Genomic DNA, 15,671 nt, shown 5'->3' on the forward strand with positions numbered 1-15,671 from the left:
AGCGGACTGTAGGTAGGCGCGTGCGGCTGGCCGTATCGTGCGTTCGGCCGGGCCGCATTAGCGTCCCCGGCCATGAAACCGACGATTGCGCGGGCCCGCCGAGGGCTGCTCCCGGTACTCGCCTTGATCGCCTTGTCCGGCGCCGTTTCACCCCTCGCCAGAGCCGACGGCGGCGCGCCCCCGCCGCTCGACTGGAAGCCCTGCGCCCAGGGACCCGACGACGCCGTCGGACGGGACCTCGACCGGGCGGGCGCACGGTGCGCGGAACTCACCGTCCCGCTCGACCACTCCAGGCCCGGCGGCCGCACCATCAAGCTCGCGCTGTCCCGCCTCCCCGCGACCGACCGGGCGCATCGCATCGGCACCATGGTCCTCAACAACGGCGGCCCCGGACAGCCGACGCTGGGGATGCCCCTGCAGACCCGCGCGGCCATGAAGGACGTCGCCGCCCGCTACGACATCGTCGGTCTGGACCCGCGCTTCGTCGGGCGCAGCACGCCGCTCGACTGCGGCTGGCCCATCGGCATGTGGATCCGCTCCGCCGGCCCGACCCGCGCCCGGTTCGACCACCAGGCGGCGGTGCAGCGCGACCTGGCCGAGCGGTGCGCCCGGCGCCACGGCGACGTGCTCCCGTACGCCAACACGCGCGACACGGCCCGCGACATCGACCTCGTGCGCCGCGCCCTCGGGGAACGCCGGATCTCCTTCCTCGGCTACTCCTACGGCGCCTACCTGGGCGCGGTCTACACCCAGATGTTCCCCGGCCGCACCGACCGCGTCGTCCTGGACAGCGCGGGCGACCCGTCCAAGTGGGGCCCCAGGGCGATGCGGGGCACCGAGGACGAGGGGGAACGCGCGCTGCGCGGCTGGGCGGCCTGGGCCGCCGAACGTCACGGCACCTACGGCCTCGGCGCCACCCGCGCCCGCGTGCTCGCCACCGTGAACGCGATCGTCGCCGCCGCGCAGGACCGCCCGCTGCGCGTCGGCCCCTACGAGGTGGACGACCAGGCGGTCCCGTACATCCTCTCCACCGGCTCCGGCGACGACCGCCCCGCGGCCCGCGCGGAGTTCGCCTCCACCGTCCGGACCCTGAACGAGGCCGCACACGGCCGCCCGGCGGCCCCCGGCCCCGAACTGGACGGACTCCTCACGTTCGTCCTGACCAGCGCCGGTTCCCCGCTCGCCGGCCCCGCCGCCGCGATCACCTGCGGCGACCGCGCCGCGCCGCGCGACCCCGGCACCTACTGGAAGGACGTCCAGCGCAGCCGCGCCCGCCACCCCCTCTTCGGCCCCCTCAAGAACAACATCTGGCCCTGCGCCTTCTGGCCGGGCCGGCCGCGCGAGCGCCTCACGCGCGTCGGCAACTCCACCCCCGCGCTGATCGTGTCCGCCACCGGGGACACCGCCACGACCTACGAGGGCAGCAAGGCCATGCACCGGGCGCTCACCGGTTCCCGCCTGCTCACCCTGCGCGGCACCACCGCCCACGGGATCTACGGCGAATACGGCAACGGCTGCGTGGACGCCAAGGTCAACGCCTACCTGGCCACCGGAACCCTTCCCGCCGCCGACCCGACCTGCCGCCCCTGATCCGCCGCCCGAGGCCGAAGGCGTGGCCGCGCAGGTCCATTACCGGCAGGATGACGGCCATGTCGCTTCTCGCTCAGCTGATACGCCTGCTTCAGGGGGAGGGTCCGGAAGAGGACCGGGATCTCGATGACGAGTTCGACAAGATCACCGAGTTGACCGGTGCGCTGATCGACGGCGCCGATCCCGCGCTGGTCCCCGAACTGGAGGGGCACCTGGAGGCCTTCCTGGAGCGGGGGCACTTCTACGGGCGTGACGTGATCGGGGAGGTTCTGGCGGGCATCGCCGGGCTCGGCGCGCTGCCTGTCCTGCTGCGCGCCTCGGCCCGGGACCTGGGCGACGACCAGGACACCTTCCAGACGGTCATCTGCGAGCTGCTCGAACAGGAACCTGCGCGGGCACGCCCGGCAGTGCTCGCCCTGGTCGGCGCCGAGGACGCCGCCCTGCGCGCCACCGGCGTCTGGGCCCTGGACTTCATCGTCTCCGACGACGACCTTCCCCGGGTGGCGTCCGCGCTCAGGGATCCGCATCCCCGCGTCCGGTCCGCGGCGGCGGGCCCCGCCGGCCGGCTCGCCCGGCGGCTCCCGGAGGCCATGGACGCGATGGCCGCCGCACTGAAGGACCGCGACCCGGATGTGCGGATATCGGTGCTCAGCTCGCTCGGCCACACCGAGTCCGCCGCCGCCGTCCCGCACGTCATACGGCTCCGCAACGACCCCGACCGGCAAGTGCGCGAATGGGCCGCCATCGCCCTGAACCAACTTCCCAAGCAGCACGGATCGCCATGATCCGCTCCTGCGGGCCGCGCCTGGCAGACGGTTGAGCTCTCTCCCGGAGGGCAATGCTTGCGGACGAGGGGGTTCACAACCGTTGGTTTCATGAGTGTCGGTAGCCGTTCATGAGGGACGTGAGGCATGGCCATGAAGTCGGTGGAACGAGTGGTGCGCAGGGCTCCGTTCGCTGTGTACCGGTGGCCGGAGGATATGTTGCGGGGCGCCGGCGCGGCAGCCGCACGGGCAAGTCGATTGCGTGTTCGAAGATAATGACTTAAAGTACCTGCCGTGTCGCAGATTGTCATCGTCGAAGGAGTTGACGCCGTCCCCGCGACGGCCCACCCCGGCGTGGACGATGCCATCTGCGTCACTCCCGACGGCGAAGTATCGGTCAGGCTGCCCGCACCGCTGGCGCATCTGGCCAACGCGCCGCACGGCCGCTACGTCCTGACTTGTCGCGTGCGGTTCGCGCACCGGGGCGCCGAGTGGGCCGACCGGATCCGCGCCGATCGGGCGGTGGCCTACCGCATCCACCACGACACCGGCCGGGACCGCTGGTACCTCACCGCGTCCTGGCAACGCCCCGCCATCCCCGCGGTCCCGCTCGAGACGGCCCGCGCCCGCGGCATCGTCGGGGTCGACACCAACACCGACCACCTGGCCGCCTACCGCCTGGACACCCACGGCAACCCGGTCGGCGCCCCGATGCGGTTCGGCTACGACCTGTCCGGCACCGCCGACCACCGCCTGGGTACTGGTTAGGAACGGTGGCCCCGCGCCCATGTCCGGCGATGTCGTAGGCGATTCTCGGCCGCCCGGCACACTGCGCGGCTTGGCGGAGCGGACGCCGGCGTACCGGGAACGCTGGGCCGATCTGCTCCGCGCGGTCGCGATCCTCCTGGTGGTGACCGGTCATTGGCTCGCCGCGGTGGTGACCTACGACCGGGGCGGCCTTGACGGTGTCCACGTCCTGGAGGTCCTGGGCTGGGTGCACTGGCTGTCGTGGATCTTCCAGGTCATGCCGGTCTTCTTCCTGGTCGGGGGATTCGCCAATGCGGCGTCGCTGGGGTCGTCCCGAGAACGCGGCGTGGGGTGGCGGGACTGGCTGCTGAGCCGGACGGACCGGCTGCTGCGCCCCACCACGGCGTTCCTCGTCGTGCTGGCGGGAGCGGCGATGCCGGCCCGCGCTCTTGGCGCCGACCCCGAGTTGATCGGACGGGCGGTCTGGCTGGCCAGGATCCCGCTGTGGTTCCTGGCCGTCTACGTGGGCGTCGTCGTCCTCGCCCCCGTGATGTACGCCCTGCACCGGCGATGGGGGCTCGCGGTCCCCGTCGTGCTGGCTGTGCTGGTCGGAGTCGGCGACGTCCTGCGGCTGGGCTTCGACGTGCCGCACGGCGGAACGGCCAATCTCGTCCTGATGTGGCTGGCCGTCCATCAGCTCGGGTTCGCCTGGCGGGACGGGCGGCTGCCGGCGCGGCGGAAGGTCGCCCTGCCCCTGCTGGCCGGAGGGCTGGGCTGCCTTGTGCTGCTCACGGTGGCTGGCCCGTACCCGGTCAGCATGGTCGCCGTCCCCGGCGCGGAGGTGCAGAACACCTCCCCGCCGACCGTGGCGCTGCTGTCCCTCGCGGCGGCCCAGACCGGGCTGGTGCTGCTGCTACGCGACCGGGCCGACCGGTGGCTGCGACGTCCCCGCGTGTGGACCGCCGTGGTCGGGGTCAACGCGGTGATCTTGACCGTGTTCCTGTGGCATATGACGGCGGTGGTGGTCGCCGCGGGCGTCCTCTACCCGACGGGCGTCTTCCCGCAGCCGCCGATCGGGTCGGCCGAGTGGATCGTGCTGCGGCTTCCGTGGCTGGCGTTCCTGGCGATCGTCCTCGCCGTCCTGATGGCGCTCTTCGGCTGGATCGAGTGGCGCGGCAGACTCCGCCCCGCCCGTACGGCCACACCCCCGCACCGTGGCACGCACGAGCGGACGTACACGGCATTGACCATCGTGGGCCTGGCAGCCGCGCTGACCGGGCTGGTCGGCGTCACATTGGCGGACCCGGATTTCCACGCCCCGACCGGCCTCCCGACGCAGGCACTATTGGCCTACCTCGGCGGCGTCTTCATCCTCCACCTGATGAACCGCCGGGTTACGGCCCCGACCGGCGAACGCACGGATCGCGTCAGCCGGGGTGGCCGCCGTCGCTGGTGTCGACGTCCACGCCTGCCGTGGTGAACGTCTGGCGGACCGTTTCGGCGATCTCGGCGGACATGTAGTGGCGGCGAAGGTCCAGGCGGGTGAGGCCCTGGAAGGCGCCGCCGGTCAGCAGCGTCCGCGCCCCCTTGTCGGTGACCGCGCTGCGGGACAGGTCGAGAGTGTGGAGCCGGGGAAGCAGGGGCGAGACCGCCAGCTCCTCGACCAGCTCGTCGACGAACGTGAACTCGCGCAGGCCCAGATGGCGCAGGCGCGGCATCGTGTCGCTCCCGAACAGCAGGCCGAACGCCTCCCGCTCGCCCGGGTCCGGCGCATCGTCCATCTGCTCCTGCGACCACAGCTCCAGGTGTTCGAGGGCGGGGAGCGCGCTGGCGGCGAGGCCGGTGATCTCGTCGTCCAACATCGCGCCATGGAGCCCCAGGCGGCGCAGGCGGGCGTGCTCGGCGGCCCGGAACCGCAGCGAGAGGAAGGCGCACGCGGTGAGCTCTTCCAGCCGCGGGAAGGCCTCCAGCAGCGCCGCCACGTCGACGTCCTCGCAGTGGTGCTGCTGGCCGGTGTCGATCTCCCCGACGTAGAGGGCGCGCAGGTTCGGAAGGTCCGCGGCACGCCGCGCCAGTGCCTGGACGGCTTCGGGCAGCGCCTCCTCGTCGCTCGACGGATCCTCCTTCGCGGGGGCGGCGAAGGTCCGGGGACGGGGTCCGGTGACGGGCTCCTCTCCGTCGTCCTCGGCCTGGAGGTGGTCGACGATGCCGCCGATCACCAGCGTGGTGATCGCCTCGCCGCCCACCTGCCGTACGAGCCAGTCCAGGTGGTCGTCCGCGTAGCGGAAAGCGTCGTCCTCCCAGGACACGAGTGGCAGCCACCACGCGACCGAACCCGGGTCGCCGAGCGCCGCGGCCAGGCGCGCGGCGTCACGATCCTCATCGGGCTCGAGATGGGGCGGGACGGCCGCGCCAAGGCGACCCAGCGCCTTCACGGCGTCCTGCCGCAGGTTCCAGCTGCTCTGTGTGGGCGCCGCGTCCAGCACAGGCAGACCACCGAACTCGGCGATCTGGGTCAGCGGCGACGTGACGACGACGATCTCGGTGGTCATGAGGAGGTCTCCGGGGCGGCGGCGAAAGGATCACCGCTTAGGCGGTCCTCCGGCCCCGGCGGTTCCCAGGATCCGCGATCATGACGCGGGGCTCGGCACGGCGAAGGCTCCGTCCCGGGGAGTGGAACGGAGCCTTCGCCGATCGGTGCGGGGGAGTCGCGGTCAGTGGCGGCCTCCGCCGCCACCGCGGAACTTGGTGAGCAGGCGGCGGGCCTTGGCCTGCGTGCGGGGATTTCGGGCCATCCCCTCCGCCCTGGCCCGCGCCTTCTGCCCTTGCGGGCTCTGGATGAACTTCTTGATCCGGTCGACGATGGAAGCCATCTTCTTCCTCCTGGGCCTAGCGTTACCCCCTCAACGCCTGCCCGCTCTCGATAGTTCGGAACGTGCCGTCTGGCGAGACCTTCCCCTCGGCGCCGCCTCGCCGGACATGCCGGCGGGTCACGCCTTCCGGCCGCTCCGGACGGCCAGGAAGGTCAGGGCCGTGAAGATCGCGGCGAACCACAGGACGGTGGTGGTGGAGGCTGCGTTGACGACGAAGCCGCCGAGCAGGGCGCCTACGGCGATGGCGAGGTTGAACAGGACGGTGTTGAGGGCGGTGGCGGCTTCGGCGTGGTCGGGTGCGGCCTTGAAGATCCACATTTGGACGCCCACCGGGACGCCGCCGAAGGCCAGGCCCCACAGGATCAGGAACGCGATGGCGGTGACCTGGGTCGTGCCGAGGAGCGGGAAGAGCACGAGGACGAGGGTGAGCAGGACGCTGACGGCGACGATCGTGGCGCGGACGTTGCGTCCGGCGGCGGCTCCGGCGACGAAGGTGCCGACGATGCCGGCTGCGCCGAACACGAGCAGCAGGGGGCCGATGAGGTTCTCGCTGATGCCGGAGACGTCCTGGAGGATGGGGCTGACGAAGGTGTAGGCCGCCATGTGCCCGCTGACCAGCAGGAAGGTCGTCATGGTGGCGGCGCGGACGACGGGGTTGCCGAACAGGCCGAGCAGGGCCCCGAGCCGGATGGAGCCGGCGGCGGGGATCTTCGGCAGCAGCGCGAACAGCGCGGTGATGGCCAGGAGGCCGAGTCCCGCCAGGGTGAGGAACGCGATGCGCCAGTCGGTGAGCCCGCCGATCAGGGTTCCGGCCGGGACGCCCAGGACGTTGGCGGCGGTGGCGCCGCCGAAGGCGATCGAGGTGGCGCGGGGGACGTGGCTGTCCGGGACCAGCCGGACGGCGATGCCCGCCGCCAGCGCCCAGAACCCGCCGATGCTGATCCCGACCAGGAAGCGCGAGGCCAGCAGGATCGGGAAGTTGGGGGCCAGGAAGGACAGCACGTTGGCCGCGACCATCAGCGTGATCAGGCCGAGCAGGACCACGCGGCGGTCCAGGCGTCCGATCACCACCGGGACCAGCAGCGCGCTTGCGGCGGCGACCAGTCCGGGCACGGTGACCATCAGGCCCGCGGTGCCCTCGGAGATCCCGAGGTCGGCGCCGACGGAGGTGAGCAGGCCGACGGGCAGCTGTTCCGCCGTCACCACGAGGAACGTCCCGACCGCGACGGCGACCACGGCCAGCCAGCGTTTGAGGGACACGTGCTCGGAGACGGGGGCGGTGGACGCGGGCGCGTCGATGGGGTTCATGGTTCTCGATTCCTTCTGGATCGGCCGGCCGGTCTCAGGCGGCCAGGTCGGCTGACGCCCGGCTCCGCGGGGTCTTCATGGCGGTGGGCGGCGTGGCGGCGGGCGGTGCCGGGGTCTTCGCGGGGGCTTGGCCGAGCAGGGTGCCGCCGAGGGCGATGGCCATGCCCAGCAGCTGGAGCGGGGAGAGCGCCTGGCCGAGGACGACCCAGCCGATGACGGCCGCGGACAGCGGGCTCAGCAGGGCGAGGAACGCGACCGAGGTGGCGGGGATGCGGGAAATGCCGCGGAACCAGATCCAGTACGCGACGGCGGTGCCGGCGACGCCGAGGTAGAGGTAGCCGGCGATGGCGTGCCCGTCGAGCGCGGGCGGCGCGCCTTCCACCAGCAGGGCCAGGGGCAGGAGCAGCAGGCCGCCGGCGGTGAGCTGCCAGCCGGTGAAGGCCAGCGCCCCGACCCCTTCCGGCCGTCCCCAGCGCTTGGTGAGGATGGTTCCGGCGGACATGGACGCGGCTCCGGCCAGCCCGGCGATGATCCCGGCGGTGTCGAGGGCCGCGTCGGCGCGCAGCACGACCAGGCTCACGCCCAGCATCCCGGCGAGCCCGGCCAGGACCTTCCGGCTCGTGGGCCGTTCGGACAGCAGCATGGCCGCGAAGCCGAGCGCGAACAGCGGGCCGACCGCGCCCAGGACGGCGGCGACGCCGCCGGGGAGCCGGTAGGCGGCCAGGAACAGCAGCGGGAAGAACGCGCCGATGTTCAGGGCGCCGAGTATCGCGGCCCGCCCGATCCACGCGCCGCGGGGCAGGGTCCGGGTGATGGCCAGCAGCGCCAGGCCGGCGGGCAGGGCCCGCAGCAGCGCGGTCAGCAGGGGACGGCCGGGCGGGAGGAGCTCGGTGGTGACGGCGTAGGTCGATCCCCAGACGATGGGGGTGAGGGCGGTGAGCGCGACCGTCCCGGAGGCGCCTGGCGTGGTACTGGACATCTCGTTGCCTCTCCACTCATAATCTCAACGTTGAGATAATGACCCGCGATGAGCTTCAACGTCAAGTAGATGAACGTTAAGATTTCTAGCGTGGAGAGGACCGGCGATGGGCGACGCGGTGGACCAGGTACTGGAACAGTGGAAGCGGGAGCGACCCGACGTGGCCGTCTGGCCGATGGGGATCGTCGGACGGATCTCCCGCCTGTCGCAGCTCCTGGACCGCGAGCTCAAGGAGTTCTTCGGCGGGTTCGGGCTGGAGAAATGGGAGTTCGACGTCCTGGCCACGCTGCGCCGGTCGGGCCCGCCCTACGAGCTGACGGCGGGCGCCCTGAACAAGGCCACCATGGTGACCTCCGGCGCGATCACGAACCGGATCGACCGGCTGGCCGCCAAGGACCTCGTCGAGCGGATCCGCGACGAGGGCGACCGGCGGTCGGTACGGGTCCGGCTGACCGAGCGGGGATGGGCGAAGATCGAGGAGATCCTCCCGCTGCACGCGGCGAACGAGGCGCGCCTCCTGGAGTCCCTCGGCCCGCAGGAGCGGGAGCAACTGGCGGGTGTACTGCGGGGCCTCCTGGAATCGTTCGGCGACACATCCCTGAAGTAGTGGCCCGCCCCAGGAGGACCCCGGGACGGGCACCACTGCAAGGCCGGTCGGTTCAGAACGCCTCGTCGAAGGCGACGCTGCCCTCCACGCCTCTCTGGTAGGCCGAGACCCGGCGTTCGAAGAAGTTGGACAGTTCCTGGACGTCCTGCAACTCCATGAAGGCGAACGGGTTCGCCGTGCCGTAGCGGGCCGGGAGGCCCAGGCGGACCAAGCGCTGATCGGCCACGTACTCGAGGTAGGCGCGCATGTCGTCCGCGCTCATGCCGGGAAGGCCGTCGCCGCAGAGGTCGTGGGCGAAGTCGAGTTCCGCCTGGACGGCCTCTTCCACCATCTGGACGACCTGGCCGGTCAGAGCGTCGTCGAAGAGTTCGGGTTCTTCGGCTCGGACGGTGTCCACCACGGAGAACGCGAACTCCATGTGCATCGACTCGTCCCGGAAGACCCAGTTGGTTCCGGAGGCGAGGCCGTTCAGGAGGCCGCGGGAACGCAGCCAGTAGACGTAGGCGAAGGCGCCGTAGAAGAACAGGCCCTCGATGCACGCCGCGAAGCAGATGAGGTTCAGCAGGAACGTACGCCGGTCGTCGGCCGTACGGAGCTCGTCCAGGGAGCCGAGCGAGTCGATCCAGCGGAAGCAGAACTCGGCCTTGGAACGGATGGACGGGATGTGCTCGATCGCAGCGAACGCCTTGACCCGCTCATCCTGGTCGGGCAGGTAGGTGTCCAGGAGCGTCAAGTAGAACTGGACGTGGACGGCCTCCTCGAACAACTGCCGCGACAGGTAGAGGCGGGCTTCCGGGGCGTTGACGTGCTTGTAGAGGTTGAGCACCAGGTTGTTCGCCACGATGGAGTCGCCGGTGGCGAAGAAGGCGACCAGACGGTGGACGAGGTGCAGTTCGGCAGGTGTGAGGCGGGCCAGATCCACGAGGTCGGACGCGAGGTCCACCTCCTCGACCGTCCACGTGTTGCGGATCGCGGCGCGGTAGCGCTCGTAGAAGTCGGGGTAGCGCATGGGCCGCAGGGTCAGGTCCATGCCGGGGTCGAGCAGCATGGCGTTGCCGTTTCGCGCGCTCACTGGCAGGCCTCGCAGGTCTCGGGGTTCTCCAGGGAGCAGGTGGCCGCCGCGACCGTTGTCTGCGCTATTCGCGTGGCCGGGCGGGAGCGCAGGTAGTAGGTCGTTTTGAGGCCTTGCCGCCATGCGTAGGCGTACATCGAGGAGAGCTTGCCGATCGTCGGCGTCTCCATGAACAGGTTCAGCGAATGGGACTGGTCGATGTACGGGGTGCGGGCGGCGGCGAGGTCGATCAGGGACTTCTGCGGCAGTTCCCACGCCGTCCGGTAGAGGGCGCGCAGCTCGTCCGGGAGATCGACGAGGCCCTGGACGGAGCCGTTCGCCTTCTTGATCGCCTCGCGCACCGCCGGGGTCCACAGACCGAGTGACTTCAGATCGTCCACCAGGTAGGCGTTGATCTGCAGGAACTCACCGGAAAGCGTCTCGCGCTTGAACAGGTTGGACACCTGCGGCTCGATGCACTCGTAGCAGCCGGCGATGGACGCGATCGTGGCCGTCGGCGCGATGGCGATGAGGAGCGAGTTGCGGAGGCCGACCTCGGCGACGCGCTCCCGGAGCCTGTCCCATTCGGCGGGACGGGACGGCTCCGCGTCCGGGAAATGGTCCGGGTGGAGTTGACCGCGGGCCGTGCGGGTCTGGTCGTAGGCCGGCAGCGGGCCGTGGGCGGCGGCCAGATCGGCGGACGCGCCATAGGCGGCCAGCGCGATCTCCTCGGAGATGCGCGCCGAGAGGTCGCGGGCCTCCGGCGAGTCGAACGGGAGGCGGAGGGTGAAGAACACGTCGGCCAGACCCATCACCCCCAGCCCGACGGGGCGCCACTTGGTGTTCGCCGCCTCCGCCTCGGGCGTCGGGTAGTAGCCGCGGTCGATGGTGCGGTCCAGGAACCGCACGGCGGTGCGGACGGTCGCGCGGAGCCGCTCCCAGTCCATGCCGGACGGGCCGACGTGCGCGGCCAGGTTCACCGATCCGAGGTTGCAGACGGCCGCCTCGCCGTCGCTGGTCACCTCCAGGATCTCCGTGCACAGGTTGGACAGGTGGACGGTCTGGCCCGGCTCGGCGGTCTGGTTGCAGGCGCGGTTGGCGGCGTCCTTGAACGTCATCCACCCGTTCCCGGTCTCTGCGAGGGTTCGCATCATGCGCCCGTACAGCTTGCGGGCCGGGAGCTGCCGGACGTACCGGCCCTCCTTCTCGGCCGCCCGGTACGCCTCGTCGAAGGCGTCGCCCCACAGGTCGGCCAGTTCGGGGACCTCCTTGGGGTCGAACAGCGACCACGTCGCGTCGTCCTCCACGCGGCGCATGAACTCGTCCGGGATCCAGTTGGCGAGGTTGAGGTTGTGGGTGCGGCGCGCGTCCTCGCCGGTGTTGTCGCGCAGCTCCAGGAACTCCTCGACGTCGGCGTGCCACGGCTCCAGGTACACGCATGCCGCGCCCTTGCGCCGTCCGCCCTGGTTGACGGCGGCGACGGACGAGTCGAGCGTCCGCAGCCACGGGACGATCCCGTTCGAGTGCCCGTTGGTGCCGCGGATCAGCGAGCCCCGCGACCGCACCTTCGTCCAGGAGATCCCGATGCCGCCCGCGTACTTGCTGAGCCGCGCCACCTGCCCGTACCGCTCGTAGATCGAGTCCAGCTCGTCGCGGGGCGAGTCGAGCAGGAAGCACGACGAGAGCTGGGGGCGGCGGGCGGCGGAGTTGAACAGCGTCGGCGAGCTGGGGAGGTAGGAGAGCGTGCTGAGCAGGCCGTACAGCTCGGCCGCGTCGTCCACCGACTCGGTGCTTCCCGAGGAGGGACGACCCCCCACACCCCCCGGCCCGACTTCGTCGGGATATGAGAGACCGCAAGCCACGCGCAGGAGGAAGTGCTGCGGGCGTTCGAGGACGAGCCTGGTCCGCGGATGCCTCAGCAGGTACCGGTCGTAGAGGGTCCGGAGGCCGAAGTACTCGAAGCGGTCGTCGGCCGATTCGTCGACGAGGGCGTCGAGCGCGGGCGCGTTGGCGGCGACGAACGCGGCCGGGGCGCCGGCCAGGAGCCCCTCCCGGTGCGCGGCGGCGACCGATTCGGCGAACGTCCGGACTCCGGCGGCACGCGCCTCGTCCCGGATCCGGGTGCCGAGCAGCCGCGCGGCGACCCTGGAGTATCCGGGTTCGGCGGGCACCAGCGCGCCCGCCTCGCCGATCGCGAGGTCCCGCAGGGCCGCCGTGTCCGTCCCGTTCCCGGCCCGGACGGCGGCCAGCACCCGTCCCGCCTCGACGTCCGGTATCCCGGCGCAGGCGGCCTCCACCTCGGCGATGATCTCGGCGGGCGGTGCCGGTGCCGGTGATGGTGCCGGTGCCGGTGCCGGTGGCGCGGCCAGGTCCTGTGTCACGTGCTCTCTCCCCTCGCAAGCCGCCTCGCGGAGGCGTGCGAACGGGACGCGAGCCGCCCTGCCGGGGCGCGCCGCGCTCCGTCCCCGGCCCACCCGCGAGGCCTGGACGAACAACGTGCGGGCAGGTCTTCGGACTCGCGGGCGCCGCGCCTCTGGACGAGGCGCGTCCTACTGGCCGTCGCTTCCCGGGCCGGACGGCCCAGTGCTTCCTGACGGCGGTCGTTCCCGCTCACCGCTGCGGGGCAGTCCCGGACTCGCACCGGGTTCCCTCTTACGCCGCCCCCGCCGCGAAACGGCGGGGGCGGACCAGCACGGGACTCGACCCTACATCTAGTTCGCGATCTTTGCGCAACCCCAAGATGTTGGGCGTGTCGGAGTGGATTGGCGGGGTCGGCTGCGGTCGCGGCGACCCGGGTGGGAGGATGGTGGCGCCATGTCCCCGCATGTCCCGCGACCCGCGTTCCGAACCGCACGCGCGGTGGTGTTCGCCACCGTGTGCGTGACGCTTGCGATCGTCGGGCACGTGCTGGCGGCGGGGACGGTTCCGGTCTGGGCGGCGGCGGCCGGGTTCTGCGCCGTGCTGGGCGTGACGCTCATGCTGGCGGGCCACGAACGCTCGCTGGCGACGATCCTGGGCGGTCTCCTCGGCGGCCAGTTCGCGCTGCACGCCCTGTTCACGGCCGCGTCCGAGCCGATGTACCACCACTCCACGGCGATGCACGGAAGCATGGACGGGGCCATGCACGGGGCGGCCGTGCAGGCCGGTACGGACGTCATGCTCCCGGTCGCGCACGGCTCGGGCGGGACGGCGATGACGCTCTCGCACACCATGGCCGCGCTGGTCGCGGCGTGGTGGCTGCGTCGCGGCGAACGGGCCGCGTGGTCGCTGGCCCGGCGGGTCGCCGCGGCGGCGGACCGTCCGATCCGGCTGCTGATCGCCCTCCTCACCGTCGAACCCGCCGCGCCCCCGCGGCGTACCCCGGTGGTGACGGCTGCCGCCGCCGTCATGGCCGTCGGCCGCGTCCTGCGGCACCAGGTCGTCAGGCGGGGTCCCCCGCCGCGTTCGAGGGTGCTCGCCCCCGGCTGAGCGAGCGCCGTACGTCACCGGACGCCTGTTCCCGGCGCATCCGGTTCCCTCTCGTACGACTCGAACGGAGTTCCGTCATGTCCTTCGCTCCGCATGTCCGCAGAGCCGGCGCCATCGCGTCGCTGTCGTCCATATCCGTGGTCGGGCTGGCCACGGCCGCGTCCGCGCACGTCACCGCCAACCCCGATTCCGCCGAGCAGGGCTCGTACGCCAAGGTGGCGTTCCGGGTACCGAACGAGCGCGACAACGCGTCCACCACCGAGGTCGTCGTGCACCTGCCCGCCGAGCACCCGCTGTCGTCGGTGTCGGTCCGCCCCACTCCCGGCTGGAAGGTGAAGGTGGAGAAGTCCGAGCTCCCGGAGCCGATCGAGGCGCACGGCGGCAAGCTCACCGAGGCCGTCAGCAAGATCACCTGGACGGGCGGCGAGATCGAGCCCGGCCAGTTCCAGGAGTTCGACGTCTCGATGGGGCAGCTGCCTACCGGCACCGACCAGATGGTCTTCAAGGCCGACCAGACGTACTCGAACGGCGAGGTCGTCAAGTGGGAGGAACCGCCGGTCGAGGGCGGAGCCGAGCCCGAGCATCCCGCGCCGGTGCTCAAGCTGCTCCCGGAGGGCGGCACGGAAACGGCCGGGCTCGTCGCCGGGAAGAAGCCCGCCGAGGCGGCGGAGGCGACGTCCGACGACGGGACGGCCCGGCTGCTCGGCGGCCTCGGCATCGCCGCCGGAGTGATCGGCGTCGGCGTCGGCGGCCTCGGCCTGACGCGCGCTCGGAGCCGGTCATGAACCGCCCGGTGAAGCGCTCGGTGCGGGCCGTGCGGCCGCTGCTGCGCGCGGCGAGGCTCGCCGTGGCGGGCGCCGCCGCGGTGCTGCTGGTCCTGGTGGTGTCCGCGACTCCGGCGGCGGCGCACGACACGCTGACCGGTTCCAGCCCCAAGGAGGACGCGACGGTCGAGGCGCCGTCCGAGATCGTCCTGACGTTCTCGGGCTCGGTGCGGCTGCCACGCGTGATCGTCACGGACGCGTCGAAGAAGGAGTACCAGGCCGGGGAGCCCGAGGCGGTCGACAACAAGGTCACGGCCGCGCTCGGCAGCGCACCGCCCAACGGCGAGTACACGGTGGCCTGGCGGGTCGTGTCGTCGGACGGGCATCCGATCCAGGGCACCTACACGTTCACCGTCGAGGGCGCGCCGGCCGCGTCGCCCGGCGACGGGCCCAGCGCGCCCTCCAGCGCCGCCGCCGAGCCCCCTGCCCCGGAGCCGTCCGCGACGAACGCCGCGGGCACCGGGGACTCGGGCGGGTCGTCGGGCTGGCTGTGGATCGGCCTGATCGCGCTCGTCATCGCGGCGGCCGCCGGCGCGGTCGCCTGGTTCCGCCGCTCCCCGGCCTCCGGGGACTGATCGTTTCCGCGACCGGTCGGGTGATTACTGGATTACAGTGTTCACCCGACCGGTTGCACCCCTGGGGGCCGAATGATCGTCGAGTACATCCGCTACCGCATCGACCCGCAGGACACGGAGGCCTTCGAGACCGCCTACGGGCGGGCGTCCGCCTCCCTCGCCGCCGCTCCGCAGTGCGTGGACTTTGAACTGTCCAGGTGCGTGGAGGAGCCCTCCGTCTACATCCTGCGCATCGGCTGGACGTCCGCCGACGACCACATGAAGGGTTTCCGGGGCGGCGAGCACTTCCCCGGGTTCTTCGCCGAGATCAAGCCGTACGTCCAGGCCATCGAGGAGATGCGGCACTACGAGCGGACGTCCGTGCTCGGTGCGGGGTCGTCCGTCCCGACGATGTACGACTGGGCGGGCGGCGGCGAGGCGCTCGAACGGCTCACCGAGGTCTTCTACTCGAACGTCCTGAAGGACGACCTGCTCAAGCCCCTGTTCGAGCACATGGACGCCGACCATCCGAAGTGGGTCGCGATCTGGCTGGGCGAGGTCTTCCGCGGCCCGGAGCGCTACAGCCGGGAGCGCGGCGGCTACCACCACATGGTCCGGCAGCACCTCGGCAGGGCCATCGCCGAACCGCAGCGGCGGCGCTGGGTCGCCCTCCTCATGGACGCCGCGGACGAGATCGGCCTCCCCGGCGACCCCGAGTTCCGCGCCGCGTTCACGTCCTACATCGAGTGGGGCACCCGCATCGCCCTCACCAACTCGCAACCGGACGCGAAGCCGCCCCTTGAGGCCCCCATGCCGCACTGGGGCTGGGGCGTGGCCCCGCCCTACATCCCGGCCGAGTCCTAGCGCGCCAGATCCAGACTCAGCATCCAACGTGCCGTCCTTCCA

At 71.8% G+C, this 15,671-nt stretch carries 15 protein-coding genes and 1 riboswitch; of the genes, 9 read left to right on the top strand and 6 right to left on the bottom strand.

The window, feature by feature from the left end:
* The first annotated feature begins 72 nt into the window (after positions 1 to 72).
* From E1285_RS10970 to E1285_RS10985, 4 genes are all read left to right on the top strand, one after another.
* On the top strand, positions 73 to 1,590 hold the full coding sequence (locus E1285_RS10970; RefSeq protein ID WP_132150792.1) for an alpha/beta hydrolase: 1,518 nt from the start codon (positions 73 to 75) through the stop codon (positions 1,588 to 1,590).
* 59 nt (positions 1,591 to 1,649) lie between these two features.
* Positions 1,650 to 2,375, top strand: coding sequence for a HEAT repeat domain-containing protein (locus E1285_RS10975; protein ID WP_132150794.1), 726 nt, complete (start codon positions 1,650 to 1,652; stop codon positions 2,373 to 2,375).
* 273 nt (positions 2,376 to 2,648) lie between these two features.
* Positions 2,649 to 3,122: a hypothetical protein gene (locus E1285_RS10980; RefSeq protein WP_207946529.1), complete on the top strand. Its 474-nt coding sequence runs from the start codon at positions 2,649 to 2,651 to the stop codon at positions 3,120 to 3,122.
* Between the two features lie 70 nt (positions 3,123 to 3,192).
* A complete protein-coding gene (locus E1285_RS10985) occupies positions 3,193 to 4,581 on the top strand; it encodes an acyltransferase (RefSeq protein WP_243722711.1) in 1,389 nt (462 codons plus the stop codon).
* Here the strand turns inward: E1285_RS10985 and E1285_RS10990 are convergent.
* The 4 genes from E1285_RS10990 to E1285_RS11000 all read right to left on the bottom strand — a co-directional run bounded on the left by E1285_RS10990 (position 4,529) and on the right by E1285_RS11000 (position 8,261).
* Positions 4,529 to 5,653 carry a hypothetical protein gene (locus E1285_RS10990; protein WP_132150798.1) on the bottom strand — a complete coding sequence of 375 codons (1,125 nt, stop codon included), beginning with the start codon at positions 5,651 to 5,653 and terminating at the stop codon, positions 4,529 to 4,531. The genes E1285_RS10985 and E1285_RS10990 overlap by 53 nt on opposite strands.
* Before the next feature lie 162 nt (positions 5,654 to 5,815).
* Positions 5,816 to 5,974 (bottom strand): hypothetical protein, encoded by a 159-nt coding sequence (locus E1285_RS45485; protein WP_165966553.1) that lies wholly within the window; start codon positions 5,972 to 5,974, stop codon positions 5,816 to 5,818.
* A 117-nt stretch (positions 5,975 to 6,091) separates the two neighbouring features.
* Positions 6,092 to 7,282 (bottom strand): MFS transporter, encoded by a 1,191-nt coding sequence (locus tag E1285_RS10995; RefSeq protein WP_132150800.1) that lies wholly within the window; start codon positions 7,280 to 7,282, stop codon positions 6,092 to 6,094.
* Positions 7,283 to 7,316: 34 nt separating this feature from the next.
* Positions 7,317 to 8,261: an EamA family transporter gene (locus E1285_RS11000; protein ID WP_132150802.1), complete on the bottom strand. Its 945-nt coding sequence runs from the start codon at positions 8,259 to 8,261 to the stop codon at positions 7,317 to 7,319.
* A 106-nt stretch (positions 8,262 to 8,367) separates the two neighbouring features.
* Between E1285_RS11000 and E1285_RS11005 the strand changes: the two genes are divergently transcribed.
* The gene (locus tag E1285_RS11005) at positions 8,368 to 8,868 is read left to right on the top strand and encodes a MarR family transcriptional regulator (RefSeq protein WP_132150804.1); all 501 of its coding nucleotides are present in this window, start codon (positions 8,368 to 8,370) and stop codon (positions 8,866 to 8,868) included.
* Between the two features lie 52 nt (positions 8,869 to 8,920).
* Here E1285_RS11005 and E1285_RS11010 read toward each other — a convergent pair whose 3' ends face one another.
* On the bottom strand, positions 8,921 to 9,940 hold the full coding sequence (locus E1285_RS11010) for a ribonucleotide-diphosphate reductase subunit beta (RefSeq protein WP_243722712.1): 1,020 nt from the start codon (positions 9,938 to 9,940) through the stop codon (positions 8,921 to 8,923).
* The gene (locus E1285_RS11015; protein WP_243722713.1) at positions 9,937 to 12,300 is read right to left on the bottom strand and encodes a ribonucleoside-diphosphate reductase subunit alpha; all 2,364 of its coding nucleotides are present in this window, start codon (positions 12,298 to 12,300) and stop codon (positions 9,937 to 9,939) included. Before E1285_RS11015 ends, E1285_RS11010 begins: the two co-directional genes overlap by 4 nt.
* A gap of 102 nt (positions 12,301 to 12,402) precedes the next feature.
* A riboswitch (cobalamin riboswitch) is annotated at positions 12,403 to 12,626 on the bottom strand.
* Between the two features lie 107 nt (positions 12,627 to 12,733).
* Here E1285_RS11015 and E1285_RS11020 point away from each other — a divergent pair.
* The 4 genes from E1285_RS11020 (at position 12,734) to E1285_RS11035 (ending at position 15,629) form a co-directional block, all read left to right on the top strand.
* Positions 12,734 to 13,387 carry a hypothetical protein gene (locus tag E1285_RS11020; protein ID WP_132150806.1) on the top strand — a complete coding sequence of 218 codons (654 nt, stop codon included), beginning with the start codon at positions 12,734 to 12,736 and terminating at the stop codon, positions 13,385 to 13,387.
* Between the two features lie 77 nt (positions 13,388 to 13,464).
* Positions 13,465 to 14,172: a YcnI family protein gene (locus tag E1285_RS11025; protein WP_132150808.1), complete on the top strand. Its 708-nt coding sequence runs from the start codon at positions 13,465 to 13,467 to the stop codon at positions 14,170 to 14,172.
* Positions 14,169 to 14,786 (top strand): copper resistance CopC family protein, encoded by a 618-nt coding sequence (locus tag E1285_RS11030; protein WP_132150810.1) that lies wholly within the window; start codon positions 14,169 to 14,171, stop codon positions 14,784 to 14,786. The genes E1285_RS11025 and E1285_RS11030 overlap by 4 nt, the downstream gene beginning before the upstream one ends.
* A 72-nt stretch (positions 14,787 to 14,858) precedes the next feature.
* Complete coding sequence (locus tag E1285_RS11035; protein ID WP_132150812.1) at positions 14,859 to 15,629, top strand: antibiotic biosynthesis monooxygenase; 771 nt, start codon at positions 14,859 to 14,861, stop codon at positions 15,627 to 15,629.
* Positions 15,630 to 15,671: the final 42 nt, after the last annotated feature.

Origin of the sequence: Actinomadura sp. 7K507 (genome assembly GCF_004348425.1) — a bacterium.
Lineage (GTDB): Bacteria > Actinomycetota > Actinomycetes > Streptosporangiales > Streptosporangiaceae > Spirillospora.